General features: G+C 64.6%; 27 protein-coding genes. 15 read left to right on the forward strand and 12 right to left on the reverse strand.

Annotated elements, in window-relative coordinates; all coding sequences use genetic code 11:
* Window positions 1–4 precede the first annotated feature (4 nt).
* From C41B8_RS09185 to C41B8_RS09195, 3 genes are all read right to left on the reverse strand, one after another.
* Window positions 5–1,186: an MFS transporter gene (locus tag C41B8_RS09185; RefSeq protein WP_232226030.1), complete on the reverse strand. Its 1,182-nt coding sequence runs from the start codon at window positions 1,184–1,186 to the stop codon at window positions 5–7.
* A gap of 287 nt (window positions 1,187–1,473) precedes the next feature.
* Window positions 1,474–2,142, reverse strand: coding sequence for a ribose-5-phosphate isomerase RpiA (rpiA, locus tag C41B8_RS09190; RefSeq protein WP_037336920.1), 669 nt, complete (start codon window positions 2,140–2,142; stop codon window positions 1,474–1,476).
* 79 nt (window positions 2,143–2,221) lie between these two features.
* The gene (locus C41B8_RS09195; RefSeq protein WP_051883340.1) at window positions 2,222–2,941 is read right to left on the reverse strand and encodes a YggS family pyridoxal phosphate-dependent enzyme; all 720 of its coding nucleotides are present in this window, start codon (window positions 2,939–2,941) and stop codon (window positions 2,222–2,224) included.
* 101 nt (window positions 2,942–3,042) lie between these two features.
* Here C41B8_RS09195 and C41B8_RS09200 point away from each other — a divergent pair, with 101 nt between their 5' ends.
* The 6 genes from C41B8_RS09200 to C41B8_RS09225 all read left to right on the forward strand — a co-directional run bounded on the left by C41B8_RS09200 (window position 3,043) and on the right by C41B8_RS09225 (window position 9,029).
* Window positions 3,043–4,077, forward strand: a complete 1,035-nt coding sequence (locus C41B8_RS09200) for a type IV pilus twitching motility protein PilT (protein WP_037336922.1) — start codon at window positions 3,043–3,045, stop codon at window positions 4,075–4,077.
* Window positions 4,078–4,106: 29 nt separating this feature from the next.
* Entirely contained in the window at window positions 4,107–5,282 is a 1,176-nt protein-coding gene (locus C41B8_RS09205) for a PilT/PilU family type 4a pilus ATPase (protein WP_037336924.1), read from the forward strand.
* The gene (locus tag C41B8_RS09210) at window positions 5,275–6,357 is read left to right on the forward strand and encodes a PilT/PilU family type 4a pilus ATPase (RefSeq protein ID WP_037337077.1); all 1,083 of its coding nucleotides are present in this window, start codon (window positions 5,275–5,277) and stop codon (window positions 6,355–6,357) included. Before C41B8_RS09205 ends, C41B8_RS09210 begins: the two co-directional genes overlap by 8 nt.
* A 36-nt stretch (window positions 6,358–6,393) precedes the next feature.
* Window positions 6,394–6,852 carry an ATP-dependent zinc protease family protein gene (locus C41B8_RS09215; protein WP_037336926.1) on the forward strand — a complete coding sequence of 153 codons (459 nt, stop codon included), beginning with the start codon at window positions 6,394–6,396 and terminating at the stop codon, window positions 6,850–6,852.
* Between the two features lie 105 nt (window positions 6,853–6,957).
* Window positions 6,958–7,863, forward strand: coding sequence for a 30S ribosomal protein S6--L-glutamate ligase (gene rimK, locus C41B8_RS09220; RefSeq protein ID WP_037336928.1), 906 nt, complete (start codon window positions 6,958–6,960; stop codon window positions 7,861–7,863).
* An 80-nt stretch (window positions 7,864–7,943) separates the two neighbouring features.
* On the forward strand, window positions 7,944–9,029 hold the full coding sequence (locus C41B8_RS09225) for a succinylglutamate desuccinylase/aspartoacylase family protein (protein ID WP_051883323.1): 1,086 nt from the start codon (window positions 7,944–7,946) through the stop codon (window positions 9,027–9,029).
* Here C41B8_RS09225 and C41B8_RS09230 read toward each other — a convergent pair.
* The 6 genes from C41B8_RS09230 to gshB all read right to left on the reverse strand — a co-directional run bounded on the left by C41B8_RS09230 (window position 8,996) and on the right by gshB (window position 15,200).
* Complete coding sequence (locus C41B8_RS09230; protein WP_037336931.1) at window positions 8,996–9,973, reverse strand: aspartate carbamoyltransferase catalytic subunit; 978 nt, start codon at window positions 9,971–9,973, stop codon at window positions 8,996–8,998. The genes C41B8_RS09225 and C41B8_RS09230 overlap by 34 nt on opposite strands.
* A 51-nt stretch (window positions 9,974–10,024) precedes the next feature.
* On the reverse strand, window positions 10,025–10,525 hold the full coding sequence (gene pyrR / locus C41B8_RS09235) for a bifunctional pyr operon transcriptional regulator/uracil phosphoribosyltransferase PyrR (protein WP_037336934.1): 501 nt from the start codon (window positions 10,523–10,525) through the stop codon (window positions 10,025–10,027).
* A complete protein-coding gene (gene ruvX, locus C41B8_RS09240; protein ID WP_037336936.1) occupies window positions 10,522–10,983 on the reverse strand; it encodes a Holliday junction resolvase RuvX in 462 nt (153 codons plus the stop codon). Before ruvX ends, pyrR begins: the two co-directional genes overlap by 4 nt.
* Window positions 10,976–11,530, reverse strand: coding sequence for a YqgE/AlgH family protein (locus C41B8_RS09245; RefSeq protein ID WP_037337083.1), 555 nt, complete (start codon window positions 11,528–11,530; stop codon window positions 10,976–10,978). Before C41B8_RS09245 ends, ruvX begins: the two co-directional genes overlap by 8 nt.
* 123 nt (window positions 11,531–11,653) lie before the next feature.
* The gene (locus C41B8_RS09250) at window positions 11,654–14,134 is read right to left on the reverse strand and encodes a membrane-bound PQQ-dependent dehydrogenase, glucose/quinate/shikimate family (RefSeq protein WP_051883324.1); all 2,481 of its coding nucleotides are present in this window, start codon (window positions 14,132–14,134) and stop codon (window positions 11,654–11,656) included.
* 112 nt (window positions 14,135–14,246) lie between these two features.
* Entirely contained in the window at window positions 14,247–15,200 is a 954-nt protein-coding gene (gene gshB, locus C41B8_RS09255) for a glutathione synthase (protein WP_037336939.1), read from the reverse strand.
* 386 nt (window positions 15,201–15,586) lie between these two features.
* Here gshB and C41B8_RS09260 point away from each other — a divergent pair, with 386 nt between their 5' ends.
* Window positions 15,587–15,838 (forward strand): type II toxin-antitoxin system Phd/YefM family antitoxin, encoded by a 252-nt coding sequence (locus C41B8_RS09260; protein ID WP_037336942.1) that lies wholly within the window; start codon window positions 15,587–15,589, stop codon window positions 15,836–15,838.
* The gene (locus tag C41B8_RS09265; protein WP_037336945.1) at window positions 15,835–16,089 is read left to right on the forward strand and encodes a Txe/YoeB family addiction module toxin; all 255 of its coding nucleotides are present in this window, start codon (window positions 15,835–15,837) and stop codon (window positions 16,087–16,089) included. Before C41B8_RS09260 ends, C41B8_RS09265 begins: the two co-directional genes overlap by 4 nt.
* Window positions 16,090–16,639: 550 nt before the next feature.
* Here C41B8_RS09265 and C41B8_RS09270 read toward each other — a convergent pair.
* The 3 genes from C41B8_RS09270 to argE all read right to left on the reverse strand — a co-directional run bounded on the left by C41B8_RS09270 (window position 16,640) and on the right by argE (window position 19,985).
* Entirely contained in the window at window positions 16,640–17,386 is a 747-nt protein-coding gene (locus C41B8_RS09270; RefSeq protein WP_037336948.1) for a 16S rRNA (uracil(1498)-N(3))-methyltransferase, read from the reverse strand.
* Between the two features lie 10 nt (window positions 17,387–17,396).
* A complete protein-coding gene (gene argA, locus C41B8_RS09275) occupies window positions 17,397–18,752 on the reverse strand; it encodes an amino-acid N-acetyltransferase (RefSeq protein ID WP_051883325.1) in 1,356 nt (451 codons plus the stop codon).
* A 69-nt stretch (window positions 18,753–18,821) separates the two neighbouring features.
* Complete coding sequence (gene argE / locus C41B8_RS09280) at window positions 18,822–19,985, reverse strand: acetylornithine deacetylase (RefSeq protein WP_037336951.1); 1,164 nt, start codon at window positions 19,983–19,985, stop codon at window positions 18,822–18,824.
* Between the two features lie 136 nt (window positions 19,986–20,121).
* Here argE and C41B8_RS09285 point away from each other — a divergent pair, with 136 nt between their 5' ends.
* The 7 genes from C41B8_RS09285 to C41B8_RS09315 are packed head-to-tail and all read left to right on the forward strand — an operon-like array spanning window position 20,122 to window position 26,661.
* Window positions 20,122–20,529 (forward strand): hypothetical protein, encoded by a 408-nt coding sequence (locus tag C41B8_RS09285; RefSeq protein ID WP_037336954.1) that lies wholly within the window; start codon window positions 20,122–20,124, stop codon window positions 20,527–20,529.
* A gap of 47 nt (window positions 20,530–20,576) precedes the next feature.
* Window positions 20,577–21,836, forward strand: a complete 1,260-nt coding sequence (locus C41B8_RS19590; RefSeq protein ID WP_051883326.1) for a JDVT-CTERM domain-containing protein — start codon at window positions 20,577–20,579, stop codon at window positions 21,834–21,836.
* Between the two features lie 15 nt (window positions 21,837–21,851).
* Window positions 21,852–22,313 (forward strand): JDVT-CTERM system glutamic-type intramembrane protease MrtJ, encoded by a 462-nt coding sequence (gene mrtJ, locus C41B8_RS19595; protein ID WP_084188759.1) that lies wholly within the window; start codon window positions 21,852–21,854, stop codon window positions 22,311–22,313.
* A 25-nt stretch (window positions 22,314–22,338) separates the two neighbouring features.
* Window positions 22,339–22,884: a UPF0149 family protein gene (locus C41B8_RS19600; RefSeq protein ID WP_051883328.1), complete on the forward strand. Its 546-nt coding sequence runs from the start codon at window positions 22,339–22,341 to the stop codon at window positions 22,882–22,884.
* Window positions 22,881–24,221, forward strand: coding sequence for an aminopeptidase P N-terminal domain-containing protein (locus C41B8_RS09305; protein ID WP_232226031.1), 1,341 nt, complete (start codon window positions 22,881–22,883; stop codon window positions 24,219–24,221). The genes C41B8_RS19600 and C41B8_RS09305 overlap by 4 nt, the downstream gene beginning before the upstream one ends.
* Window positions 24,218–25,462, forward strand: a complete 1,245-nt coding sequence (gene ubiH / locus C41B8_RS09310) for a 2-octaprenyl-6-methoxyphenyl hydroxylase (protein WP_051883329.1) — start codon at window positions 24,218–24,220, stop codon at window positions 25,460–25,462. The genes C41B8_RS09305 and ubiH overlap by 4 nt, the downstream gene beginning before the upstream one ends.
* Complete coding sequence (locus C41B8_RS09315; RefSeq protein ID WP_037336956.1) at window positions 25,459–26,661, forward strand: UbiH/UbiF/VisC/COQ6 family ubiquinone biosynthesis hydroxylase; 1,203 nt, start codon at window positions 25,459–25,461, stop codon at window positions 26,659–26,661. The genes ubiH and C41B8_RS09315 overlap by 4 nt, the downstream gene beginning before the upstream one ends.
* Window positions 26,662–26,708 lie beyond the last annotated feature (47 nt).

Here is a 26,708-nt window from a genome sequence, read left to right on the forward strand (position 1 = left end):
TGGACTAGCGTTCGGTCGCCCAGAACGCGAGCGCCGCGGCTTCCAGCAGCCCGGCCACGGCCATGGTGCCGGGCCAGCCGGCCAGTTCGAAGCTTACGCCCGCCAGCGCCGAGCCGATGGCGCCCGCGATGAAGAAGCAACCGATATAGGCGGTGGTGATCCGGCTGCGCGCTTCCGGGCGCAGTGCGTAGATCGTGCTCTGGTTGAGGATCTGGACGCCCTGAACGCCGAGATCCATGAAGAACAGCCCCAGTACGATTGCAACGACGTGCGTGCTGAACAGCCCCATGCCCGCGAACGAGGCAATCGCTGCGAGCATGAAACCCGCTACCGCGCGCCGCCCGTAGCCGGCGTCGTGTAGCCGGCCGGCAGCATTGGCGCCCAGCGCGCCAGCCGCGCCCAGCAGGCTGAACAGACCGATGGCGGTTTCGCCGTAATGATACGGGGCGCGTGCGAGCAGAAACGGGAGGGCGGTCCAGACGATGGTGAAACCGGCGAAGCCGCAGCCGCCGTAAACGATGCGTCGACGCAGCGTAGGCTCGTCGCGTAGCAGGGCAGCCACCGAGCGCAGAGTCTGCGGGTACGACATTCTCGCGGCGGCGCTGGCCTCTTCGGGCAGCGCGCGATAGAGCACGGCGGCGAGCACGAACATCGTAAGCGCGCCGATGCCGAACACCGCGCGCCAGCCGGCGATATCGGCCACGATGCCGGAGAAGGCGCGCGCCAGCAGGATGCCAATCAGCAGGCCGCTCATCACGCGCCCGACCACCGCGCCGCGCTGGCCGTCCTCGGCCAGGTGGGCGGCCATCGGCACCATGATCTGGGCACAGGTGGCGGTGACGCCGATGAAGAAACTCGCGGCGACGAACCAGCCAAAGCCGGGACTGATCATGGCCGCGGCCAGCGCGGCCCCGGTCCCGGCGGCGGTCCAGGTGATCAGGCGGCGTCGATTGACCTGATCGCCCAGCGGTACCAGAAAGACCAGCCCGGCGGCATAGCCGATCTGGGTCACGGTGACGATCAGGGAAGCGGTACCGCTGCCGATGCCGAATTGACGCGTGAGCAGATCGAGCAGTGGTTGCGCGTAGTAGATGTTGGCCACCGCCAGCCCGCAGGCCACCGCCATCACGGTGACGAGCGGCATGCTGGGGGTCAGGGCCGGAGCCTGTTGCTGGGGTTGGGTCACGGGCGATAAGCGTTGGGGGCGAAGCGCGGGCGCGCTGGCCGGATGGGTGAACGACAGGACGAAACCCTTATTCCGCCTACCGAATTTAAAAACAATGTCTTGGGGTGGGCCGGGTTAGCGCGCCGCGCGTAATTCGACGCTCAATCGGCGAGTTCCGAGGCCTGGCTGTCGGATTACGCTGCAAGCACCTGAGCCGACCGACGCAACTATCGGATCTTGCATTTATCCCGATCAGTCCGTGTGTTTACACCCTCAAGGCGACCGATCGAAACCGGCCGCCCTGTGCTCTACGGTTTGCGCGTGAGCGTTTGCACGCCGTGGTCGCTGCCTACGATCAGAACATCGGCGGGGCGGCGCGCGAACAGGCCGACCGTCACCACGCCTGGAATCGCGTTGATCTTGTCTTCCATCGCGATGGCGTTGGACAGATCGAGGTTATAGACATCGAGAATCGGGTTGCCGTTGTCGCTGCGCACATTGGGACGCAGTTCCGGCGAGCCGCCGAGTTTGACGAGCTGGCGGGCCACCGCGCTGCGGCCCATTTCGATGACTTCCACCGGCAAGGGGAAGTTGCCCAGAATATCCACGCGCTTGGATTCGTCGACCATGCAGACGAAGCGCCGCGACACACTGGCGATGATCTTCTCGCGGGTGAGTGCACCGCCGCCGCCCTTGATCATCTCGAAGTGCGTGTTGATTTCATCGGCGCCGTCGAAATACACGGGCAGGTTGCCGGTGTAATTGAGTTCCTCGATCTCGAAGCCGGCCTTCTTGAGCTTCGCGCTGGTGGCTTCGGAGCTGGATACACAGGCCCGGATCGAGGGTTTGCGCTCGGCCATCACGTCGATGAAATGATTGACCGTGGAGCCGGTGCCGATGCCGATGTAGTCGTCCTCGATGAGAAACTCGTAGGCGGCCTCGGCCGCGGCGCGCTTGGCTTGATCGTTGGAACTCATGTCGATGCCCGGCTTGCGTGTCGCCGCGCAGTGTAGCCCGCAACGGCGTTGGTATAAATCGTCCGTACGATGGAGCGTATCAGCGGTCGCGCGGACCGAAGATGGCGGTGCCGATACGGACGTGCGTCGCGCCTTCGGCGATGGCGGCTTCCATGTCGGCGCTCATGCCCATCGACAACACATCCAGCGTGTGGCCGTTCGCGTTCAGATCGTCGCGCAGGGCGCGCAGCGCGGCGAACGGGCGGCGCTGGGCCTCAAAATCGTCGCGGACGGCCGGAATCGCCATCAGACCGCGCAGGCGAATGCCGGGCAACTCGGCCATCTGGTCGGCCAGCTCGGCGACATCCCCCGGCGCGAGGCCGGACTTGCTGGCTTCGGCGTCGATATTCACCTGGATGCAGACATTGAGCGGGGCCATGCCCTCGGGCCGCTGGTCGGACAGACGACGCGCGATCTTGAAGCGATCGACCGCATGCGCCCAGTCAAAGTGGGCGGCGATATCGCGCGTCTTGTTCGACTGGATATCGCCGACGAAATGCCACGCGATATCGCGCTCGGCCAGAGCCTGGATCTTGTCGAGCGCGTCCTGCAGATAGTTTTCGCCGAAGTCGTGTTGCCCCGCATCCAGCGCGGCCGCGACCATGGCGGCTGGTTTGGTCTTGCTGATCGCAACCAGATGCACGTCGTCCGGATCACGGTCGTATTGCGCGGCGGCCGCGTCGATGCGGCGCCGGATATCGGCGAGCCGGGCGGCAACGTCCACGGTGTCTGCGCGGCCGGAATCAGCGGGGCGAGGCATTTGATTCTCCATTACAGCAGGTGTCTGCCGATAGGGTTAGGATAACGTGTTCGTATCGTGTGGGCGGGGGTGACGCGCGCACGATTCCCGGGGAGTAATGCATGGATATTTCGCAGCTGCTGGCGTTCTCGGTAAAACAGGGCGCCTCCGATCTGCATCTGTCGGCGGGGCTGCCGCCGATGATTCGCGTCGACGGGGATATTCGCCGTATCAACCTGCCGGCGATGGAAGACAAGGAAGTCTTCGACCTGATCTACGACATCATGACCGATCGCCAGCGGCGCGATTTCGACGAGCATCTGGAAACAGATTTCTCGTTCGAGATCGGCGGTCTGGCGCGTTTTCGCGTCAATGCCTACAACCAGAACCGGGGCGCGGCGGCGGTGTTCCGCACCATTCCCTCGGAAGTGCTCTCGCTGGAGGATCTGGAAGCGCCGCCGATCTTTCGCGAGATCGCCTCGCTGCCGCGCGGGCTGGTGCTGGTGACCGGGCCGACCGGCTCCGGCAAGTCGACCACGCTGGCGGCGATGGTCAACCACAAGAACGAAACCGAGCTCGGCCATATCCTCACCATCGAGGACCCGATCGAATTCGTCCACAGCTCACGCAAGTGTCTGGTCAATCAGCGCGAAGTTTCGCGCGATACGCATTCCTTCAGCGCCGCCCTGCGCAGCGCGCTGCGCGAGGACCCGGACACGATTCTGGTCGGCGAGCTGCGCGATCTGGAAACCATCCGGCTGGCGTTGACCGCGGCCGAAACCGGGCATCTGGTGTTTGGCACGCTGCATACCTCGTCGGCCGCCAAGACCATCGACCGCATCATCGATGTGTTTCCCGGTGAGGAAAAAGAAATGGTTCGCGCCATGCTGTCGGAATCGCTGCGCGCGGTGATCTCGCAGACCTTGCTGAAGAAGAAGCCGGGCGGCCGGCTGGCGGCGCACGAGATCATGATGGGTACCCCGGCGATCCGGAATCTGATCCGCGAAGGCAAGATCGCCCAAATGTACTCGGCGATCCAGACCGGTCAGCAGAGCGGCATGCAGACGCTCGACCAGTGCCTGCAGCGACTGGTGCAGCGCGGTATGGTCGATCGCGAGGAAGCCGCGCGCAAAGCGGCCAATAAGGATTCCGTCTGATTTTCGTCCATTACTCGCCGTAATCGCCTATGGATCGTGCCCAGGCCACCAAACTCGTGACCGTACTGCTGGAACGGCTGATCGCCGACGGCGGCTCGGATCTGTTCATCACGGCTGGCTTCGCGCCCGCCATCAAGAAAGATGGCCAGCTCACGCCGCTTATGGAGCGGCCTCTCACCGACGAACAGTCGGCCCTGATGGTGCGCTCGATCATGAACGATCGTCAGGCGCGCGAGTTCGACGAGTTCAAGGAAGCGCAGTTCGCCATTTCGCCGTCGTCGGGGCGTTTTCGTGTCTCGGCGTTCGTGCAGCAGGGGCGCGTTGGCGCGGTGCTGCGCGTTATCAATACCGAGATTCCGGAATTCGACGATCTCGGGCTGCCGCCGATCCTCAAGGATGTGGTGATGGCCGAGCGCGGGCTGGTGATTTTTGTCGGCGCGACCGGGTCGGGCAAGTCGACCTCGCTGGCGGCCATGCTCGGCCATCGCAACGCGAATCAGGCCGGCCATATCATCACGATCGAGGACCCGATCGAGTTCGTGCATCCGCATCGCAAGTCGATCGTCACCCAGCGCGAGGTCGGCGTCGATACGCAGTCCTGGGACAACGCGCTCAAGAATACGCTGCGCCAGGCACCGAACGTGATTCTGGTGGGCGAAGTGCGCTCGCGCGAAACCATGGAATACGCGCTCAATTTTGCCGAGACCGGTCATCTGGTGTTGTGTACGCTGCATGCGAACAACGCCAACCAGGCGCTGGATCGGGTGATCAATTTCTTCGATGAAGCCAAGCGCGAACAGGTGCTGATGGATCTGTCGCTGAACATGCGGGCGATCATCTCGCAGCGGCTGGTACGCCGGGTCGGCGGCGGGCGTGCGGCCGCGGTGGAGATCCTGCTGAATACGCCGCTGGTGACCGACCTGGTGTTCAAGGGCAAGGTGGCCGAGCTGCGCGATGTCATGGCGCGCGGCACGGAACAGGGCATGCAGACCTTCGATCAGCATCTGTTCCAGCTGTTCGAGGACGGGGTGATCGATTTCGCCGAAGCGCTGCGCAACGCCGACTCGCAGAACGAGCTGCGGCTGAACATCAAGCTCAACAGCGAGCGCGCGCGTCAGAATCTTTCGATGGATCCGGAGGTGCGCTCGCTGACCATGGCCGACCACGAGGATGACCGGGACGATCAGGACGATGGCCATGGATGACGGTCCGCGTATCGAGGCCTATTTGCAGCTGGCCATGGACAAGGGCGCGTCGGATATCTATTTCACCACGCACGCGCCGGTGACGCTGCGCATTGAAGGCCGTATTTATCCGATCCGTGCCACGTCGGACCAGGCACTGACGCCGGCCGTGATCGAACAGCTTGCCAACAGTTTGATGAGCGACGAGCAGCAGGCCGAGTTCGCCGTCGAGCGCGAACTGGATTTCGCGTTTCGCTTCGGCAATACCGGCCGGTTTCGCGTCAACGTGTTCCGTCAGCGCGGCTCGGTGGCGATGGTGCTGCGCAATATCGGCAACGTGCCGAGCATGGCCGATTTCGATATGCCGGACGTGCTCAAGCGCCTGGCCATGTATAAGCGCGGCTTGGTGTTGGTGGTCGGTGCGACCGGTTCCGGCAAGTCGACCACGCTCGGGGCGATGGTCAACCACCGCAACGAGAACGCCCCGGGGCATATCCTGACCATCGAGGACCCGATCGAGTTCATGCACCGCCACAAGCGTTCGATCGTCAACCAGCGTGAACTCGGCGCGGATACGCGCAGTTTCGCCCGGGCGCTGCGTTCGGCCATGCGCGAGGCGCCGGACGTGGTCCAGGTCGGCGAGATCCGCGACATGGCAACGGCCGATGCCTGTGTACAGCTGGCCGGTACCGGGCATCTGGCCATGGCGACCCTGCATGCCTCCAACGCCTATCAATGTCTGCAGCGGCTGGTGGCGCTGTTTCCCGAATCCCAGCGCGAGTCGTTGTATATGGATCTGTCGATGAACCTGCGGGCGATCGTATCGCAGCGGCTGGTGGCCGGGCGTGAGGGCGGCCGGGTCGCGGTGTACGAGATCCTGCTCAACACGGCCTATATCGCCGACCTGATTCTCAAGGGGCGCCTCGACAAAGTGGGCGAGGCACTGGCCGAGGCGGACCCGGCCAGCGGCGCGATGACTTTCGACGATTCGCTGTTGGCCCACGTCAATGCTGGCCGGATTACGGTAGACGAAGCACTGGACCAGGCCGACTCACGAGACAATCTCCAGAGTCGACTGGCCTTCTCAAATCATTGATTCGACAGAGTGGCCAGAGCCGACGAGCGATTCGACATGCAACAAACCGACAACGCGGACCCGGCGAAAACCTTCGTCGGCTGGCGAGAATGGGTGAGTCTGCCCGATCTGGGCATTGACTGGATCAAGGCCAAGATCGACACTGGGGCTCGAACGTCGGCGCTGCATACGTTCTCGTTGGACGCCGGCCGGGAGCACGGCCAGCGTGTTGCGCGATTCGGCGTTCATCCATATCAGGGCAATACCGAACACATCGTCTGGTGCCAGGCGCCGATCGTCGACGAGCGCAATGTGCGCGACTCCGGCGGTCATCGCGAGTGGCGCCTCGTCATCGCGACCGATCTGATGATGTCCGACCGGCGATGGCCGGTGGAAATCACGCTGACCGCGCGCGACACGATGTTGTTCCGTATGCTCGTCGGACGCACGGCGATGTCGGCGCTGTGTGTGGACCCGACCCTCTCGTTTGTTACCGGCCGACCGCCCTGGGCGTAGCGTTCGGCCATGCTGGCGATCGTCACGGCAGGGCGATCGAACGCCCGATCCACATCCCCGGTGCGCCGGGCCCGCGCACGAGTCTTTCGACGCCGAGGTTGAGCCATGCAGATCGCCATCATGTCCCGCAACAGGAATCTTTACTCCACCTCGCGGCTGATCGAGGCCGCCAAGGGGCGGGGTCACGACGTCATGGTGGTCGATCCATTGCGCTGTTATATGAACATCGTGCCGCACGCGCCCGAGATTCATTACAAGGGCAAGAAGCTCGAGGGCATTGACGCGATCATTCCGCGTATCGGCGCATCGATCACGTTCTACGCAACGGCAGTGCTGCGCCAGTTCGAGATGATCGGCGTCTACCCGCTCAACGAGTCGGTCGCGATCTCGCGTTCCAGAGACAAGCTGCGCTCCATGCAGCTGCTGTCGCGCAAGGGCATTGGCCTGCCGGTGACCGGCTTCGCCCACTCGCCGGACGATACCGACGATCTGCTTGATCTGGTCGGTGGCGATTCCTACGTGATCAAGCTCACCGAAGGCACCCAGGGCAAGGGCGTGGTGCTGACCGAAACCCGCGGCGCGGCCGAATCGGTGATCGACGCCTTCCGCGGCCTGGACGCGCATTTCCTGGTGCAGGAATACGTCAAGGAAGCCAAGGGCGCGGATATCCGCTGTTTCGTGATCGGCGAAAAGGTCGTGGCCTCCATGAAGCGCCAGGGCAAGGAAGGCGATTTCCGCTCCAACCTGCATCGCGGCGGCTCGGCCAGCGTGGTCAAGATCACGCCGGAAGAACGCTCGACCGCGGTCCGAGCCGCCAAGATCATGGGCTTGAACGTGGCCGGCGTCGATCTGCTGCGCTCGAACCACGGCCCGGTGGTGATGGAAGTCAATTCCTCGCCCGGGCTTGAGGGTATCGAGGGCGCGACCGGCAAGGATATCGCCGGCCAGATCATCGCCTTTATCGAGGGCCACTCCAAGCGAGGCAAGACCCGCACCCGCGGCGCCGGTTAGCCGCCGCTGGTGTGTCCTGACCGTAGACGGGCGCGGATGGCCCGGCCCGTCCTTTGATGTAACGCCGATCCCGGTATGCGATGACGGACAAGTCGAAACACAAGAACAACGGCCAGGCAGCGCCGCTGGAAATCGCCGGCCAGACCGTCCACCCGGGCGAGAACGTGAGTATCGAGGTGCCGGTCGCCGACCTGTACACGCACGCAAAGCTCACCATGCCGGTGAACGTGATTCGCGGCCGCAAGGCCGGGCCGACGCTGTTTATTTCGGCGGCGGTACACGGCGACGAACTCAACGGGGTCGAGATCATCCGCCGCGTGCTGCGGCTGCGCGAACTCAAGCAGTTGCGCGGGACGTTGATCGTGGTGCCGATCGTCAACGTGCACGGTTTTCTGCGCAACTCGCGTTACCTGCCGGACCGGCGTGATCTCAACCGCTCGTTCCCCGGCAGCGCCAACGGCTCGGTGGCGGGGCGTTTGGCCAAGGTGTTCATCGACGAGATCGTGTTGCATTCGGATTACGGCATCGACCTGCATACGGGCGCGATCCATCGCGCCAATCTGCCGCAGATCCGCGCCGATCTGTCGCAGCCGACGGTACGCGCGATGGCCGATGCCTTCGGTTGCCCGCTGCTCATCGATGCCGATCTGCGCGAAGGGTCGTTGCGTGAATACGCCGATCGCAAGGGCGTGCCGTTGTTGCTCTATGAAGCCGGCGAGGCCCTGCGCTTCGACGAGTTCTCGATTCGGGCCGGGGTGCGGGGGGTTCGCAATGTGATGCGGCATCTCGGCATGCTGCCGCGCCGCAAGGTTTCGAAGCGTCCGCCGAAGCCGGTAGTGGCCGAGGATTCCTCATGGCAGCGGGCGCCGGAGTCCGGCATTCTCCGTTCCTTGGTGGAGCTGGGCGAATACGTCGAACGCGACCAGGTGCTGGCGTATGTCGCCGATCCCTTCGGGACCACCGAAGTGGCCGTGACCGCCGAAGATGCCGGCATCGTGATCGGCCGGTCTTATCTACCGCTGGTGCACGCCGGCGATGCGATCTATCACGTCGCGCGCGTCAAGGGCGCGCAGGAAGTCGCCAGCCGGGTCGAGGCCTATCAGGAAGCCAACGAACCCGACGATCACGACGACTACGGCGCGTCGGGCGAGCCGCCCCTGGTCTGACCCGCGATCATCGCCATGACCGCCATACGGATGCCGATACCGTTACGTACCTGCTCGAGAATGAGCGACTGGTCGGAATAGGCGACCTCGGCCGTGATTTCCACACCGCGGTTGATCGGCCCGGGATGCATGATGAGGGCGGTTTTCGACGCGTGCGCCAGATTGGCAGGCGTGAGGCCGAAATCGTGGTGGTAGTCGGCCACGCCGGCCAGGGCGTCGCCTTCGATGCGCTCGCGCTGGATGCGCAACCCCATGACGATATCGGCGTCGGCCAGGCCGGCGCGGATGTCGGTGGTCGCGGTCACGCCCAGAGCGCCCGGGGCCGGCGGCAGGAAGCGTTCCGGGCCGATCACGCGGATGTCGGTGGTGCCGAGTGTGCGCAGGGCGTGAATGGTGGAGTGCGCGACGCGCGAGTGGGCGACGTCGCCGACGATGGCGATTTTGAGGTTCTCGAAATCCGGCCGGTGACGACGAATGGTGAACACGTCGAGCAGGCCCTGTGTCGGGTGCGCATGGCTGCCGTCGCCGGCATTGATAATGGCGACATGCGGCGCCGCGTGGGCGGCGAAGTGCGCAGCCGCCCCGTTTTCGGGATGTCGGACAACGAAGATATCCGCGCCCATGGCCTGTAGCGTGAACAGGGTGTCGAGATCGTCCTCGCCCTTGGCGCGCGAGGAAGTCGCGACGTCCATGTTGATCACATCGGCCGACAGCCGCTTGGCCGCCAGCTCGAAGGTGGTCCGCGTGCGCGTCGAGTTCTCGAAGAACAGATTGAACACCGTCTTGCCGCGCAGGAGGGGGACTTTCTTCGGCGGCGCGCCAACCTCCGGCACCAGCGATTCCGCGGTATCCAATATCCGCTCGAGTAAGGACTTCGGCAGCCCTTCGGTGGTCAGCAGGTGACGAAGCTGGCCGTGGGCGTCGAGCTGGATATCGGTGTTCATGCGCGTTTCTGGAAAGTCGGGGCAGGGCGGGCGAAAAGGCGTCGGACGCCGCTAGCGCATGGTCAGGCGCAGCGGCTCCGGGCCGGTCAGCTTGATCCGGCGATCTTTTTCGAGGTCGAGCTTGAGGCCGGCGGCGTCCGGCGCGAACGGCAGCTCGCGTGCGCCGCGGTCGACCAGAACCGCCAGCTTGACCGCGGACGGGCGGCCATAGTCGAACAGCTCGTTCAGCGCGGCCCGAACCGTGCGGCCGGTGTAGAGCACGTCGTCCACCAGAATGACGGTCTTGCCGTCGATTTCCGCCGGGATATTAGACGGCCCGACGCTCGGGTGCAGGCCGACCATCGAGAAATCGTCGCGGTAGAAGCTGATGTTGATCGTGCACATCGGGCTGGCCAGCTCGAAATGAGCATGCAGCCGCTCGCCGATCCAGGCGCCGCCGGTTTCCACGCCGACGATTACCGCATCGGGATGTTCGGCAATCAACGGCTCGACTTGGGCAGTCAGCGCCGCGAGCGCGGCGTCGACGTCGAAACTTTCGGTCGAATCGGTCATCTGTGGTCCCCCGCTGGCGCCGAGTCCAGTTGCCCGGTCAGCCAGCTTTCCAGAATGGTTTGGGCGGCCATCGCGTCGATATCGCCCTTGGCGATCCGTTTACCGCGGCTGCCCGTGGCACGTGCCGTGCGCAGGCGCTCGCCGGCCTCGATGGTGGTATAGCGTTCGTCGACGGTGTGTACGGTCACGCGGTAGCGGCCCCAGATTTCCTCGGAAAAATTACGCGCGCGATTGGTCATTTTCTGTGTCTCTCCTGCCGCGTTTAACGGCAGACCGACGACGAGCGCGGTCGGCTGCCATTCGGCCATCAGAGCATCGAGCGCTGCCCAGTCGGGCATGCCGGCGCGATGCTCCAAGGTGGTCAGAGGCCGGGCGCTGCCGGTCACATGGCTACCCACGGCAATACCGACGCGTCGCTTGCCGTAATCGAAGCCGAGTGCGACGCCGTCGTCAGGCATGGCCCGCCAAACCGGACAGCTGATGGGCGGAAACGCCCAGCAATCCGGCCGCATCGGCCCAGCGGCGCTCGACCGGCGATTCGAAAATGATGCTTTGATCGGCTGGTGTACTGAGCCAGCTGTTGGCCAGCATTTCTTGTTCGAGCTGTCCTTCGCCCCAGCCGGCGTAGCCGAGCGTGATCAAAAACGCGCTGGGCCCGAAGCCGTTGCCGATGGCCTCGAGAATATCGCGCGACGTCGTGATGGCCAGGCCACCATCGATATGCAGGCTGGATTCCCAGTCGCCCTCGTCGCGATGCAGGACGAACCCGCGCTCGGTCTGAATCGGCCCGCCCCAGTAGACCGGCATATCGCGCGCCACGTGGGCCTCGATATCCAGCTGGGACAGCATGTCGGCGACCGCTAGATCGCTTGGTTTGTTGATTACCAGGCCCATGGCGCCATCGGCGTTATGCTCGGCGACGAAGGTCACGCTATCGGCGAACTCGCCTTCCACGCGGCCCGGCATGGCAAGCAGAAACTGGTTCTTGAATTGCGTTGCGTCCATGCCCCAATTATCGACCCAGGCCGGGGCCCGCGGCAAATGAATGACGCCGATCGAGCGAGCGGCGGCCCCGGGCGAGCCGGTGGCTGCCGCCGGCACTGTTTGGCTTCGATTCGAGCTGCGATCTCAGCCGCCATGGGCGGGTGCCGATTTCGGCAGCGCCCAGGCGATGGTGTAGTCGCCGCGCTTGGTGCCGAGCGGCGAATGTCCGCCAACCGTCAGTACGATGTACTCGCGCCCGTCCTTGCCGCGGTATACCGCCGGCGTCGCCTGGCCGCCGGCCGGCAGCTCCGTCGACCAGACCACTTGGCCGGTTTGGGTGTTGTAGGCGCGCAGCATGTCGTCCGCGGTACCGGCGATGAAAGTAAGGCCGCCGGCCGTCTGGACGCCCGAGCCGAGCGACGGCGCGCTGGAGGGCAGCGGCAGATTGTGTTTGAAGCCGAACGGCGCGGTGTGGCGCGCGTCGCCCAGTAACGTCGACCACTCGATCTTGTGCTGCGCCAGATTGACCTGATTCAGCGTCGCCCAGGGCGGCGCGTTACACGGCACGCTGATCGGACTCATGAACGGATGCAGATCGATCGCATAGGGCAGGCCGTACTGCGGTTTCCACGAACCGGTGCCCTTGAATAGCGGCGGTATACCCTGGCCGTTCCATTCCTTGATCAGGCCCTTGCCGATCGATTCCTTGCGCGGCACGAGCTTGCCGATGAACGGCAGGTAGTTAGCGACGATGTTGAGCTGGCCGTTCGGCGAAAACGAGGCGCCGTACCAGTCCGTCACGCCGTCGAAGGTCGGGTACATGAGCGTGCCCTGACGGGTCGGCGGAGCGCTGTTGCCCGGATAATAGGCCTCCTGATATTTCGCCCGGCACCACATCTGGTCGAAGGGCGAGACACCCCACATGTCCGTGGCCTTGAGCTTGGCCGGTGTGAACTGCGGCATGCCGGGCGAAAACGGCTGGGTCGCGGACATCCAGTCCGTGAGTACGCCATTCTTCGGCCCCGTGGGCACGGGTTGCTCCTTGACCGGCACGATGGGCTTGCCGGTGATCCGGTTAAGCACGAACAGCTGGCCGCGCTTGTTGGTAGACACCAGCGCCGGTGTATGGCCGCCGTGCCCGTTCGGCCACTGGACCAGCGATGGGCCGATCGGCATGTCGTAGTCCCAGACGTCGGTATGGGCTTCCTGGAAATGCCAGAGCTCGTGGCCGTTATCCACGTTCAGCGCGACGATCGAGCCCGAATACTTCATATCGAACGGGCGCCGGTTCTTGCCGTAATAATCGGGCGTGGCGTTGCCGAGCGGCAGGTAGATGATGCCGTTTTTCGGATCACCCGTGACCGTGCCCCAGACGTTCGGCGTATAGCGCGTGTAGTGCTGGCCCGGCCCCAGCTTGGCGTTCGGATTGGCACGCCCGAGATCCCACGACCAGTCGAGCTTGCCGGTCACGGCGTCCCAGCCGCGCACGACGCCCGAGGGCTCGCCGAGATACCAGTTGTCCATGACGTTGCCGCCGGTGATGATCACGCCGTGCATGACCAGCGGCGCGGACGACTGCACCAGCGTGCCGGGTGCGACGCCGCCCATGCCCTGAGTGAGATCGATCATGCCGTTCTTCTGGCCGAAGCCGGGGCATGTCTTGCCGGTACGCGCATCGAGGGCGACCACGTACGGGCCCATGGTGGGCGCGATGATGCGTGTCTTGCAGGCTTGGCTGCCATCGGGGGCCGTGTAGTTCGGGCCGGCCTTGTAGTACGACACGCCGCGGCAGTTGACGAAGTTGTTGTCCGAATCGTCGACGTCCGGCTTGAACTTCCACTTCCGCTTGCCGGTATCGGCGTCAAGCGCCACGACCCAGGCGTTCGGCGTGCAGGTATAGACGGTGTCGCCGATCTTGAGTGGGGTGGATTCGGCCCCGAAATGCGGCGCGTCGGAGCCGTGTAGCTCGGCGTCTTTATTTTTGTCGCCGGCGCCGCCATACGCATATTTCATGTCGCCGCTTTGATAGGACCAAGCTTTCTGCAATCGGCCGACGTTATCGGGCGTGATCTGATCCAGCGGCGAATAGCGGCTGCCACCCGGCGTACGGCCATAGAACTGCCAGTCGCCGGCCGGCTGGTTCGTCGGCGGCAGCGTGACGTGCGGTCCGTTGTCGGCGACCTTGCCGTTGGGATGCTGGACCCATGGCATCGAAAACATGACGCCGCCGGCGATTACGATCAGCGCGATCGCGGCGGTGCCGGAGATCAAAGCGGGCGCGGCCGCCGAGCCCAGACCGCGCCAGACCCAAGGGATCATGAGGATGATCGCAATAAGCATCGGCACGTCGAGCCGGGGCAGAGCGGTGAGCGTGGTCAGCTGGGAGAAGCCGGTTTCCCAGAACGCCCAAATGACCGCCGCGGCAAAGACGACGAGGTTTAGCCAGAAGCCGGCCGGCCGGCGCGCGACCAAGAGCATCCCGACCGCGAGATAGCCGATCCCGCCGATGAGATAGGCCGGGGTGCCGCCCACCCAGGTCAGCCAACCGCCTTCGAGTGCCAGCAGCAGGCCGAACACGGCCGTGACCACGCCGGCCGTTACGGCCAGACGATGAGTACGTTGCATGAAGGCATCCCCCGTGCCGAAGTTTATGCAATGTGCATCTACTTAAGCACGGGATGGACGCGTTCACACTACGCAGTTCTACCCAGTGAACGGGTTGCCAACCCTTGAATCGTCAGGCGTCCAGCCGTTTTTCGATGGCGTCGAACAGCTTGGCGCAGATGTTGATGCCGAACTGGGCCTCGAGCTCGCGCACACAGGTCGGGCTGGTCACGTTGATTTCGGTGAGCTTGTCGCCGATCACATCAAGGCCAACGAACAACAGGCCCTTGTCGCGAACATAGGGGCCGACCTCGCGGGCGATCTTCAGATCGGCCTCGGTGAGTTCGCGCCCGACGCCGCGCCCGCCCGCGGCCAGGTTACCGCGCAGCTCGCCCTTGGCCGGCACACGCGCCAGGGCATACCCGACCGGCTCGCCGTCGACCAGCAGCACGCGTTTATCCCCGTCGGTGATGGCGGGCAGATACGCCTGCGCCATGGCATAGCGCGTGCCGTGCTCGGTCAGCACTTCGAGAATCACGCTGGTGTTGTCGTTGCCTTCGGTGACGCGAAAGATGCGGGAGCCGCCCATGCCGTCGAGCGGTTTGAGCACGACATCGCGATGCTCTCTGATGAAGCGGCGGAAAGCATCGGCACGCCGGGCGACCAGCGTCGGACCGCAGAGATGCGCGAAGCGATTGATCGCCATTTTCTCGTTCACGTCGCGCAGCGCGTCGCAGCGATTGACCACGAGTGTGCCTTCGTTCTCGGCCAGCTCGAGAATATAGGTCGCGTAGATGTACTCGGTGTCGAAGGGCGGGTCCTTGCGCATCAGGATCACGTCGAGATCCGCCAGGGCGATCGTTTCCGAGTCCCCGGTGAAGGCGAACCAGTCGTGATTGTCATCCGCCACTCGGATGGTACGGCCGGTGCCATAACCCACGCCGTCGGCCACGAACAGATCGCTCATGGTGAAGTAGTGGATCGTGTAGCCGCGACGCTGCGCCTCCAGCAACAGGGCCAACGTCGTGTCCTTATACGGTGTGATGTCCTCGATCGGGTCCATCACCACGCCGAGCGAATACGCCATTGCAGGTTCCTTGGGCGGATCGGGCCGCCGGACAGTGTGCTATGCGGCGCATGGTAGCGCAGCCCGAGCCTTTTTTACCTGCAGATTCGCGAGACCGCGCTCGGCTCGCTTCGCTTTGCCGATCTGTGTTTATCCGCAGATGTACGCCGATTCACGCAGATTAGGAATGAGTCGAATTGAAACGCCGAGCTCGGTGCGGACATGAAGGACTGCTCAATTTCGGTAAAGCGAAGCGAGCCGAGTCTATCTGCGTGAATCGGCGTCGATTTGCGGACAGATTGCTTCAAGCAACGAAGCCCCGAAAACCGGTCGTTAGCTGTCGCTTGCTGAATTCAGGTCCTGTACGTTATTTTGATCATGTTCAAAATTATGTACAGGTTATTGCCATGGATGCCATCAGCTACACGGCCGCGAGAAGCCACCTGGCAAAAACAATGGAACAGGTCTGTGACGACCACGCGCCCGTCATCATAACCAGAAGCAAGGCAGCTTCGGTGGTCATGATTTCTTTGGAAGACTATGAGGCGCTCCAGGAAACGGCCTACCTGTTGCGTGCGCCAAAGAACGCGCGCCGCCTGCTCGAATCGGTTGCCGAGCTGGAGCAAGACGGGGGGCAGGAGAGGGAACTCGTTGAATGAAGATCATCTTTTCCGAGCACGCCTGGGAGGATTACCTCTACTGGCAGAAGACGGAAAAAAAGATCCTGCGCCGTATCAACCAGCTCGTTAAAGAGATCCAGCAAACGCCGTTCGAGGGTATCGGCAAGCCGGAACCGCTCAAGCACGGGCTTTCCGGGTATTGGTCCCGGCGGATCAACGACGAACATCGGATCGTTTATAAAGTGACCGAGGACGCGCTTCTAATCGCGCAATTGCGATATCACTACTAACGCCGGGCTCATCGGCAGGCCGCTTGTGCGGCGGCGATCTGGCTCGAGCTTCTCGACCCGTAGATGTGCATCGATTTGGGACTCGAAAGATCAGTTTTATCCGTAGATCAACGCTGAGCGGCACAGATCGAAAAAACGACTGCTCGGAGCAGGGCGGCTCGCGTTATTTGACGGTCCGCCATTCCGGCAAAGCGAACAAGAGCCGAGTTCATCTGCGTAAATCGGCGTCGATCTGCGGATGAATTCAGGAACGAAGCTCTTGAGTCGAAGTAGCGCTCAAGCTGGATGGCTGAGTCGCCGTCCCTATTCGTTTGTAGGCCGTGTGCAGGAACATGAGTGACGATTCGGCTCGGTTCGCTTTGCCGCTCTGTTGTTTGTCCGCAGATGCACGCCCATGTACGCAGATTGGGAATGAGGCGAATTGGAGCGTCGAGTTCGGCCGAGGTTGTTGCGGACTTTTCGATTTCGGCGAGGTGAGGCGAAGCGAGCGCAGTCTATCTGCGTGAATCGGTGTCGATCTATGGACAGCTTGTCTTAACGAACGATGCCGTCACCCGGCGAGGTCGCCCCAGGCCGTTTGGAGTGCCGCCAGGGCCGCCATGCCGGCGGTTTCGGTGCGTAGTATGCGCGGTCCGAGAGCCAGTGTCTGCCAGCCGGCGGCGGTCGCACGATCGATTTCGTCGTTCGACAAGCCGGATTCGGGGCCGATGAGCAGGGCGATGCGGGTCGCGGGCGTTTGAGCTCGGAGACCGGTGGCCGCTTCCGGGGCCAGCATCAGCCGGCGCTCGGCGTCAGCCGGGGCCTGCAAGCAATCCGATAGATCGACGGCGTCCAATAGTGGCGGACATATCAGACGGCCGCTCTGTTCGGCCGCCGATTCGACGATGCGCTGCCAGTGGCCTTGTTTCTTGGTCAGACGCGCGCCGTCGAGCTTGACCTGGCCGCGTGCGGTGAACACGGGCTGGATGGCGCTCACGCCCAGCTCCACGGCCTTGGACAGCGCGAAATCCATACGGTCGCCGCGGGCCACGGCTTGCAGCAAGGTGATCTCGAGCGGGGATTCGCGCGCGGGTGTGGTGCGCTGGTCGATGCGGGCTTCGGCGCGCTTGCGATCGGCCGTGGTCAAGGTGGCGGCATACTCGGCGCCGTCGCCGTTGAACAGCACCAGCGCATCGCCGGCCGACAGCCGCAGCACGGTCGCCAGATGATGGCGTTTGTCGTCCGGCAGCTCGATCGTGGCGCCTTCGGCGAGCGCCTGAGTCACGAAAACCCGCGGGATATGCTTCGCGCGTGCCATGGCGGCGTGCTCAGGCGGCGATCAACGGCTTGATCAATACCGCCGAATTACGCTGATAGTTATACATCGCCCGCTTGGCCAGCGGCAGGGCATCGATGCTCGACGGGGCGAAGCCGTGTTCGACGAACCAGTGCGGCGCGCGCGTGGTCAGCACGAACAGCTGGGTGAGCCCGGCCGCGCGGGCGCGTTTTTCCACCTCGGCCAGCAGGATGGCAGCCCGGTTGCCGCCCCGATACGCGGGGTGCACCGCCACGCAGGCCAGTTCGCCCACCGCTTCCTCGCTGTAGGGCATGAGCGCGCAGCAGGCGGTAATCAGGCCGTCGCGGGCCATCACGATATAGCGCTCGATATCGAGCTCGATGGCTTCGCGCGAGCGCGGCACCAGCAGACCAGCCTCGGCCAGGGGCTCGATCAGCGCGAGTACGCCGCCCAGATCTTCCGGTGTGGCGGTGCGCACGGCGTCGTAGGTGTCGGCAGCGACCATGGTGCCGAGACCATCGCGCGAATAGAGCTCCCGCAACAGGGCACCGTCGGTTTCGAAACTCACCAGATGACTGCGTTCGACGCCGGACTTGCAGGCACGGATCGCCGCCTCCAATCGCGCTCGGTCCGCGGCGGCGAGATCGCCGTTCTCGGTGTCCAGCATGGCCTGCGCGGCGTCCACCGTGAGGCCGGGTGAGGATTCCGCGAAGCGTGCATGCATGGCGTCGCCCGGATGCATGAGTACGAACTTATCGGCCGCCAGCGCGGCCGCGGTGGCGCCGGCGACGTCTTCGGTGACCAGGTTGAATATCTCGCCCGAGGGCGAGTAGCCGATGCACGACAGCAGCACGATATGCCCGCGTGCCAGATGCGCATTGATGCTGGCCGCGTCGATACGCCGGACTTCGCCGGTATGGCCATGATCAACGCCGTTGACGACACCCATGGGCCGGGCCGTGACCAGGTTGCCGCTGGCGGTCGAGATGCGCGCGCCGCCCATCGGTGTGCTCGCCAGGCTGGTCGACAGGTGCGCCTCGTAGGCCATCTGCAGGCTGCCCACGGCCTGACGCACACAGGCGAGCGCCGCAGCATCCGTAATGCGGACGCCGTTCGCGAAACGGGGCATGAGGCCGGCAGCCGACAGAGCGCCGTCGATTTGTGGGCGGGCGCCGAACACGATCACCAGCCGGACACCTAGGCTGGCCAGCAGCGCGATGTCGTAGATCAGGTCGACAAAGCGCGGCGAGGCCGCCGCCTCGCCCGGCAGATGCAGGACGAACGTACGGCCGCGATGCGCGTGCACATAGGGCGCGGACGCGCGCAACGCGGCGACCATGGCGTTCTGGTCGACGGCTAACGGATTGTGATCGCGGCTGGCGTGCATCGCGGCATTAGACCAAAAAAAACGGGTTTTCGGCGACTGGGCGGGTTAGAGGCGCCTATACGCTTGGCATCAACCCGGCCGGCAGAAGCGCTCCACCAGCGATCGCAGAATCGATTGCATCGGTGCTACGCGCGACAGAGCCAGATATTCGTTCGGCTGATGGGCCAGCGCGATGTCGCCGGGTCCTAGAATCACGGTTTCCATGCCGATGGCGTTGTAGAACGCGCCTTCGGTGCCGAAATCCACAGCGGCGGCCTCGTGCCCGGTCAATTCCTCGCAGGCGGTCACGATCGGCGAGTCGGGCGGTGTTTCCAAGGCCGGCGTGCCCGCGAACAAGGCCGAGAAACGGACGTCGCAGTCGCTTTGGGCGAGCGCAGCGCGGACCCGATTGCGCAGCGACTCGCGCAGGTCGTCGATCGAATCGCCCGGGAGGAAACGCAGGTCGATGTCGAGGCGGCAGCGCGCGGGAATCCGATTGGCGGCATCGCCACCGCGGACCGTGCCGAGATTAAGCGTGGCGTGTGGCACGGGAAAACCGTCGGCCGCGTCGCGCCCGGCGAGTTCGTCGCGCAGCGCACGGATGGCGCCGATCGCCAGATGCATGGCCTCGATCGCGTTGGCGCCGTGCGCCGGATTGCTGGAATGACCGGAGGCGCCGATGGTCTCGATCGTCTCCATGAAAATGCCCTTGTGCTGACGGATCGGCACCAGCGAGGTCGGCTCGCCAATCACGCAGTAACGCCCGGCGGCGATACCGTTATCGGCCAGCGCGCGAGCGCCGTCCATGCCGCATTCCTCGTCGGCGGTGAGGACCAGCGACAGCGGCGCCTCAAGCTGCTGATCGGCGTATTCGGCGGCCACACCGGCCGCGAGCGCCACGAAGCCTTTCATGTCCGTCGTGCCGAGGCCGTAGAGGCGGTTGTCCCGTTCGGTGAGCGCGAACGGATCCGAATTCCAGCCGGTATCGTCATAGGGCACGGTATCCAGATGTCCGGCAAACACCAGGCCCGATTCCGAGCGTCGCTCTGCGGGCCCGAGACGCGCGATCAGGTTGACCTTGTCCTCGCGCTCCCCGATCGGGCGGATATCGCAGTCGAAGCCGAAGTCCTCGAGCCGAGCGGCGAGCAGCTCCGCGGCACGGCGATTGCCGCGATCGAGGGTCGGGTCGTCGCTGCTGATGGTCGGTTCGGCGACGAGCTCGGCGAGCACGTCGCGCCAGTTCAATGCAGGCATGGGCAGGGCGCCGGACGCAACTAAATGAGAGTGCGATCATACCGTGTACAAATCGTGCCCGTATGCGCCAGTCGCGTGTTATAAAGGCGCCCAGCCGGCGGGATGCCGGTTGTCCCACCCGAAATACGAGCCTGTCATGTCGATCAAGCATTTGTGCAGCCTCGGCGCGATCGCTGTGGCCTTGTCCATAGCCAGCGGCTGCGCAACGGCCGCCGATTCCGGTCAGACCATCTATCTCGATCCGCAGACCGGCGAGGTGATCCAGCATCCGGCACCCAAGCCGCCGAGTGCGCAGTCGAGCCAAAACGCGGCGACGGGCGAGGGGAGCCAGGCGTCCGAAAGCGGCGCGGGCAAGGGCGGCGGTTACAAACGCTGGAAGACCCCGGACGGGACGCAGATGCTGTCGGTCGATCCCAGCCATGCGCCCAAGGAGCGCGTGGTGCGCTGCCCGGACGGCAGTCTGCATATGGGCACGGTGGGCCACGGCGATACACCACAGGATAACGAGAATCCGGAGGCGCTCTGCGGTCAATCGGCCCAGTGACGCCGCATCCGGCATGATGGCGCCGCAGGGCGCAGGGGTTTTGGGGGATGAAACGAGCATGGAGTGCGCTCATCGGAGCGCTGCTCAGTCTGGCGGCGCATGCGGCGCCGTTCACGATTTACAACCAGGATGCCGGCACCGGTAGCGGATTCGACGATCCCACCGTCGTGGCCCCGGTGCCGGGCAACGATGCCACCACGCTTGGCGCGCAGCGGTTGCTGGCCATGCGTTATGCCGCAGCGATCGTCACCAGCCGCGTAGCCAGCAGCGTGCCGATTCGCATCGCGGTGAGCTTCGATGCCAACAACGGCGGCTCCGCGCTGGCCTGCAGCACCAATTCGGCGACACTCGGCCAGGGTGGGGCGACTCAGTACACCATCAATTTCCCGGGCGCCCCGCGCGCCGATACCGGCTATCCGTTGGCGCTGGCCAATGCCCTGGCGGGCAAACGGCTCGCCGATACGGCCGATATCGCGTTGACGTTCAACGGCACGCTCGATACCGGCAGCGCGGGCTGTCTGCAGGGTTATCACTGGTACTACGGGCTCGACGGCAAGCCGGGCAACCATGAATTGGATTTCATCGCCACGGCGGTGCACGAACTGATTCACGGGCTGGGCTTTCAGTCGCTGGTCGCGCTCCAGGACAGTAGCAGCGCGTCGGTTGGCCAGTTTCCGCAATATTCGACCGCGGCCGATTCGCGCTACCCGGATATCTACAGCAGTTTCATCCAAGACCTGTCGATGGCGGGCCAGCCCCTGTGGCCGGATATGACCGCAGCCGAGCGCGCGGCGTCGATCACTGATGGCCCCGATCTGGTCTGGGACGATGCCAACACCGACAATGCCGCGGCCGGTTATTTGACGGCCGGCATCAATCAGGGCCGAGTGGAGCTCTACGCGCCCGCGACGATCGAACCTGGCAGCTCGATTTCGCACTGGGCGATCGCCTTGTCGCCAAGCCAGATCATGGAGCCGCGCGAAAATCCGGACGTAGGCGTATTGAGCGGTATCGGCATGTCGGCCTGTGCGTTGGAGAACATGGGGTGGCAGTTGGCCAACGACACCCGCTGCCCGGACGTCGGCAGCGCAACCATTGCCGGCCAGAGCAGTAGCAATACGGACGGTAGCGGAACGCAGCCGACGGGCACTACGGGCGGTAGCACAAGTGGTGGCAGTAGCCACAGCGGCGGGGGCGGTGGCTGCACCATCGACCGGAACGCGGCCTTCGATCCGCTCTGGGCGGCGATGATCGCCATGGCGCTCGGCGTGCTGGGCTGGCGGCGTCGGCAACGCGACACGGTGTAAGCGCAAAGGGCGCGAATGCCTTTCGCCATGCGCCCGATGCTGGCCGACGGGCTGTTATGGGTCGCCGCAGTTGCCGCCGCGGTGCCGGCCGTGGGGGTTCTGGCCTGGGTTACACCGCTCGTGTGGCGCCCGCACTGGCCCCCGATCGGCGCGCTGTTCTGGTTTGTGTTGGTCGCCCCCACAGTCGAGGAAATCGTGTTCCGCGGCGGTCTTCAGGAGTGGCTGCTGCGCCGCGACGCGGCCCGCATCGGCCCGATCAGCCGCGCCAATGGGCTCGCGAGCGTCGTGTTTGCCGCCTGTCATCTGATCGGCCATCCGCCGGCCTGGGCGGCCGCCATGGTGCTGCCGTCATTGCTGTTCGGGCTGTTCTATGAACGGGGGCGTCGATTGGGCGGCCCGATCGTGCTTCATGCCGTATACAACGCGGCGTACCTTGCGCTGCTCGGCGCCATCGGCGGGCCGGCTTTGCTACCATGAGGCCGCTTTACCGCAAAGGTCCGACATGAGTCAGTCCGATATTTTCAGCGCCCTGGAACAAGGGCTCAAACAGGCCGGTTCGGTGCAGACGCCGGGCGAGACCCACGGCACGCTCACCGGCATGCTTTGCATCGATCATGAGCAGCCGCCGGCGGCGGCCGTCGATGATGTCGAAGCCGAGAATCTCACCACCGCGCTGGATGCGCTGCGCGAGATCACGCTGGAAGGCTTGTTCGACCCCGATCTGAGTTTCACGCCGCTACTGCCCGACGACGAAAGCTCGCTGGACCGTCGGGTGAACGCGCTCGCGCGCTGGTGTGCCGGTTTTCTGTTTGGTTTGAGTTATCGTGGCAACTTCGAGCCGGACCAGTTGTCCGATGAAGTACGGGAGATCGTGGCCGATCTCACTGAGCTGTCGAAGGCCGAACTCACCGCCGACGAAGCCGACGCGGATAGCGCCGAAGCCGATTATGCGGAGTTGGTGGAATACGTCCGCGTCGGCGTGCAGATGATCTTTCTCGAACTTCAGCCCAAGCGCGAAGGCCCGCAGACGAGGGAGACGCTGCATTGATTCCCGATCAGTCCCATCTGGATCATGCCGACAAGCCGTCCGATCATGCCGAGCGCCGTGATGCACTGTCGCGCACGATCGGCCCGACCGGCATCGCTGTTATCGCGGCCACGCCCGAGCGCAATCGCAATAACGACGTCGACTATCCGTATCGCCCGAACAGCGATTTCCGCTATTTGACGGGCTTCGGCGAGCCGCTGTCGATCGCGGTGCTGGCCCCGGGGCGCGAAGAGGGCGAGTACGTCCTGTTTTGTCGCGAGCGCGATCCGGCGGCCGAAACCTGGATCGGTCATCGGGCGGGCACCGAGGGCGCCATGGCACGGTTCGGTGCCGATCAGGCGTTTCCGATCGAAGAGTTCGACGCCCGCATCGGCGACATGCTTTCGAACCGCGAATGCCTGTACATGACGCAGGGTATTCATCCGGAATTCGAGCAGCGACTGTTGACGTGTCTGAACGATCTGCGGTCGCGCGGGCGACATGCAGCCCCGCCGGAGCAGATCATCTCGATCAACAGCGTCGTACACGAAATGCGGCTGCGTAAATCGAACAACGAACTGGCGCTGATGCGCCAGGCGGCGGCGACGTCGGCGGCCGGTCACCGCGCCGCGATGAAAGCGGCAGCGCCCGGCGTTTACGAATATCAGCTGGAAGCGACGCTGCACTATGTGTACGGCCTCGACGGCATGTCGTGGGCGTATCCGACCATTGTGGGCGCGGGCGCCAATGCCTGCGTGCTGCACTACGTCGAGAACGCCGCGCCGCTGGCCGATGGCGATCTGGTGTTGATCGATTCCGGCGCCGAATACCGCGGCTATGCCGGTGACATCACGCGCACCTTCCCGGCCAACGGCCGTTTTACCGACACCCAGCGTGAAATCTACGACATCGTATTGGCGGCCAACGAGGCCGCCATCGCGGTTTGCCGCGCGGGCGAAAAAGCCAACGCACCGCACCAGACCGCGCTGAATACGCTGGTCGACGGCTTGCTCGAGCTGGGCTTCGTCTCCGGTGATCGCGACTCGGTGATCGAAGACGAAAGCTACAAGACGTTTTTCATGCACGGGACCAGCCATTGGCTCGGCATGGATGTACACGACGTCGGTCTCTACAAGAAGCACGGCGAATGGCGTGATCTCGAGCCCGGCATGGTGCTGACCATCGAACCCGGGCTGTATATCCCGCCGGGCACCGAGGGCGTGGATAGTCGCTACTGGGGCATCGGCATTCGCGTGGAGGACGATGTGGTGATCACCGACGGCGAACCCGAGGTGCTGACCGCCGGCGTCCCCAAGGCGCCGGTCGATATCGAAACCTTGATGGACGAACGCGCGTGAGTACCGATTACGATATCGCCGTCGTTGGCGGCGGGCTGGCCGGCGCCAGCCTGGCCTGTGCGCTATCGGATAGCGGACTGCGCATCGCGCTGATCGAAACCGTGGCCTTCGATGCGCCGGCCGACGAGAACATGAAGGCGCGGACGACCGCTCTGGCCTGGGGCACGCGCGCGATGTTCGACGAACTCGGCCTGTGGTCGGCGATGGCAGAGGATGCGGCCGCCATCGAGCGCCTGCACGTATCCCAGGCCGGGCACTTCGGCCGGGTGACGGTAGCGGCCGCCGAGTACGGTCTGCCGGCGCTCGGCTATGTCGTGCCCAACCTCACCATGATCGCGGCGCTGCGTGATCGCGTGGCGACCATCGACGGCGTCGATACGATTGCTCCGGCGACCTTCGAATCGCTGGCCTATCACGGCGAGGACGCGGTCGAACTCACCCTGGCCGAGGGCGAGGGGAAGCGAACCCTGACGACCCGGCTGGTGATCGGCGCCGACGGCACCCACTCGCGCGTGCGCTCGGCGCTGGGCATCGGTGCCACGGTCGACGACTACGGCCAGTCGGCGATTATCACCAAGGCACGCAGCGAGCGGCCGCTGGCCGGCTGTGCCTACGAACGATTCACGCCGGACGGTCCGGTCGCCATCTTGCCATTCCTGCACGATACCGCAGCCGTGGTATGGACCGTGCCGACCGACGAAGCCCGTCGCCTGCTCGAATTGGACGACGACGCGTTCACGGCCGAATTGCAGGCGCGCTTCGGCGATCGCCTGGGGCAGCTGGAACTCGCCGGCCCGCGCGGCGCTTATCCGTTGGCGCGGGTTCTGTGCGACCGGGCCTGGTCGCACCGGGCCGCGCTGATCGGCAACGCCGGCCATGCGCTGCATCCAGCCGCCGCTCAAGGGTTCAACCTGGCGATTCGCGATGCGCTGGGGCTGGCCGACAATCTGCGCGAGCACCAGCGGCTGGCCGGCGATGCCTTCGATCCGGGCGATGCCGACCGCCTGGCCGCCTGGGCCGAGAGCCGGCGTCCGGACCAGCACCGGGTTGCCAATTTCACCGACCGTATCGTGCGGTTGTTCTCCAATCGCGTGCCGGGACTCGGCCATGCCCGCGGCGCGGGCCTGTTCGGTCTGTCGCTCGCCCCCGGCGTACGCGGTGGCATGGCGCGCCGAAGCATGGGCCTGGCGCTGCTCGACGATGTCGCCCTGCGTGCCCCCGAAAGAGTGTCGAATTCATGACTACACGTCCGCGTTACGACGTCGCCATCGTGGGCGGCGGGATGGTCGGGGCGGTACTGGCCGTGGCCTTGTCGGAGGCGGATTTTCACGTCGCGCTGGTCGAGGCTAAACAGCCGAAATCGCTCGATCCGGAAGCCGGATACGATCTTCGCCAGTCCGCGATCGCGCCGGGCCCGCGCCGCCTGCTGGAGAACCTCGGTCTTTGGGATCGGTTGCCGGACAACCGGATCTGTCCGTTCACCGGGATGAAGGTATGGCAGGCGGATCAGGACGACGAACTGTTTCTGGAACATACGGCGGTCGGCCTGCCCGAACTCGGCCATATCGTCGAGAATGCGCTGGTCGTGGATGCGGCCTGGCAGGCGTTCGAGCGGGTAGACGTCTATTGCCCTGCCAAAATGGCGGCGCTCAACGTCGAAGCGCAAGCCGCGCGGCTCACGCTCGATGACGAGCAGGAGATTACCGCGGCGCTGGTCGTCGGGGCCGAAGGCGCCAATTCGCCGGTGCGCGAGGCGGCCGGTATTACGACCACGGGTTGGGGGTACGGCCAGCGTTGTACCGTCGGCACGGTGACGCCCGAGCGGCATCATCGTCATATCGCCTGGCAGCGGTTCACCGAAACTGGGCCGGTGGCATTCCTGCCCTTGGCCGACGGGCGGTGCTCGCTGGCCTGGCATGCTGACGATGCGCTGGCCGACGAACTGGCCGAACTCGACGATGATGAATTCTGTCGCCGCCTGACCGAAGCCAGTGGCGGTGTGCTCGGCCGTATTCAACACATGGGTACGCGGGCGGCGTTTCCGCTCAAGCTGATGCATGCGCGCGAGTACGTGCAGCCGCGCGTGGCGATCGCTGGTGATGCGGCTCATGTGGTGCATCCGATGGCCGGGCAGGGCGTCAATCTCGGGCTGCTCGACGTGGCGGAACTCGTGGCCGCGCTCGAAGCCGGTCGCGCGGCCGGCGCGGACGCCGGCGAGATCACCTACCTCAAGCGTTATCAGCGTGCGCGCATGGCCGATAACATGATGATGCTGGCGGCGACCGACGGGCTGAAACGTCTCTACGGCAGCCACAACCCGTTGCTGCGCTCGCTGCGCGGCTTGGCCATCAGTGGCGCGTCGCGCCTGGCGCCGATTCGCCAGATCATGATCAGCCAGGCGGTGGGGCTATCGAACGACGGGCCGCGGCTGTTGCGTTAGCGATTCCGCGATCGGTCATTTGGCTTGGCGGGGCCGGCCCGGTATAG

Origin of the sequence: Salinisphaera hydrothermalis C41B8, assembly GCF_000732535.1 — a bacterium.
GTDB classification, from domain to species: Bacteria; Pseudomonadota; Gammaproteobacteria; order Nevskiales; family Salinisphaeraceae; genus Salinisphaera; species Salinisphaera hydrothermalis.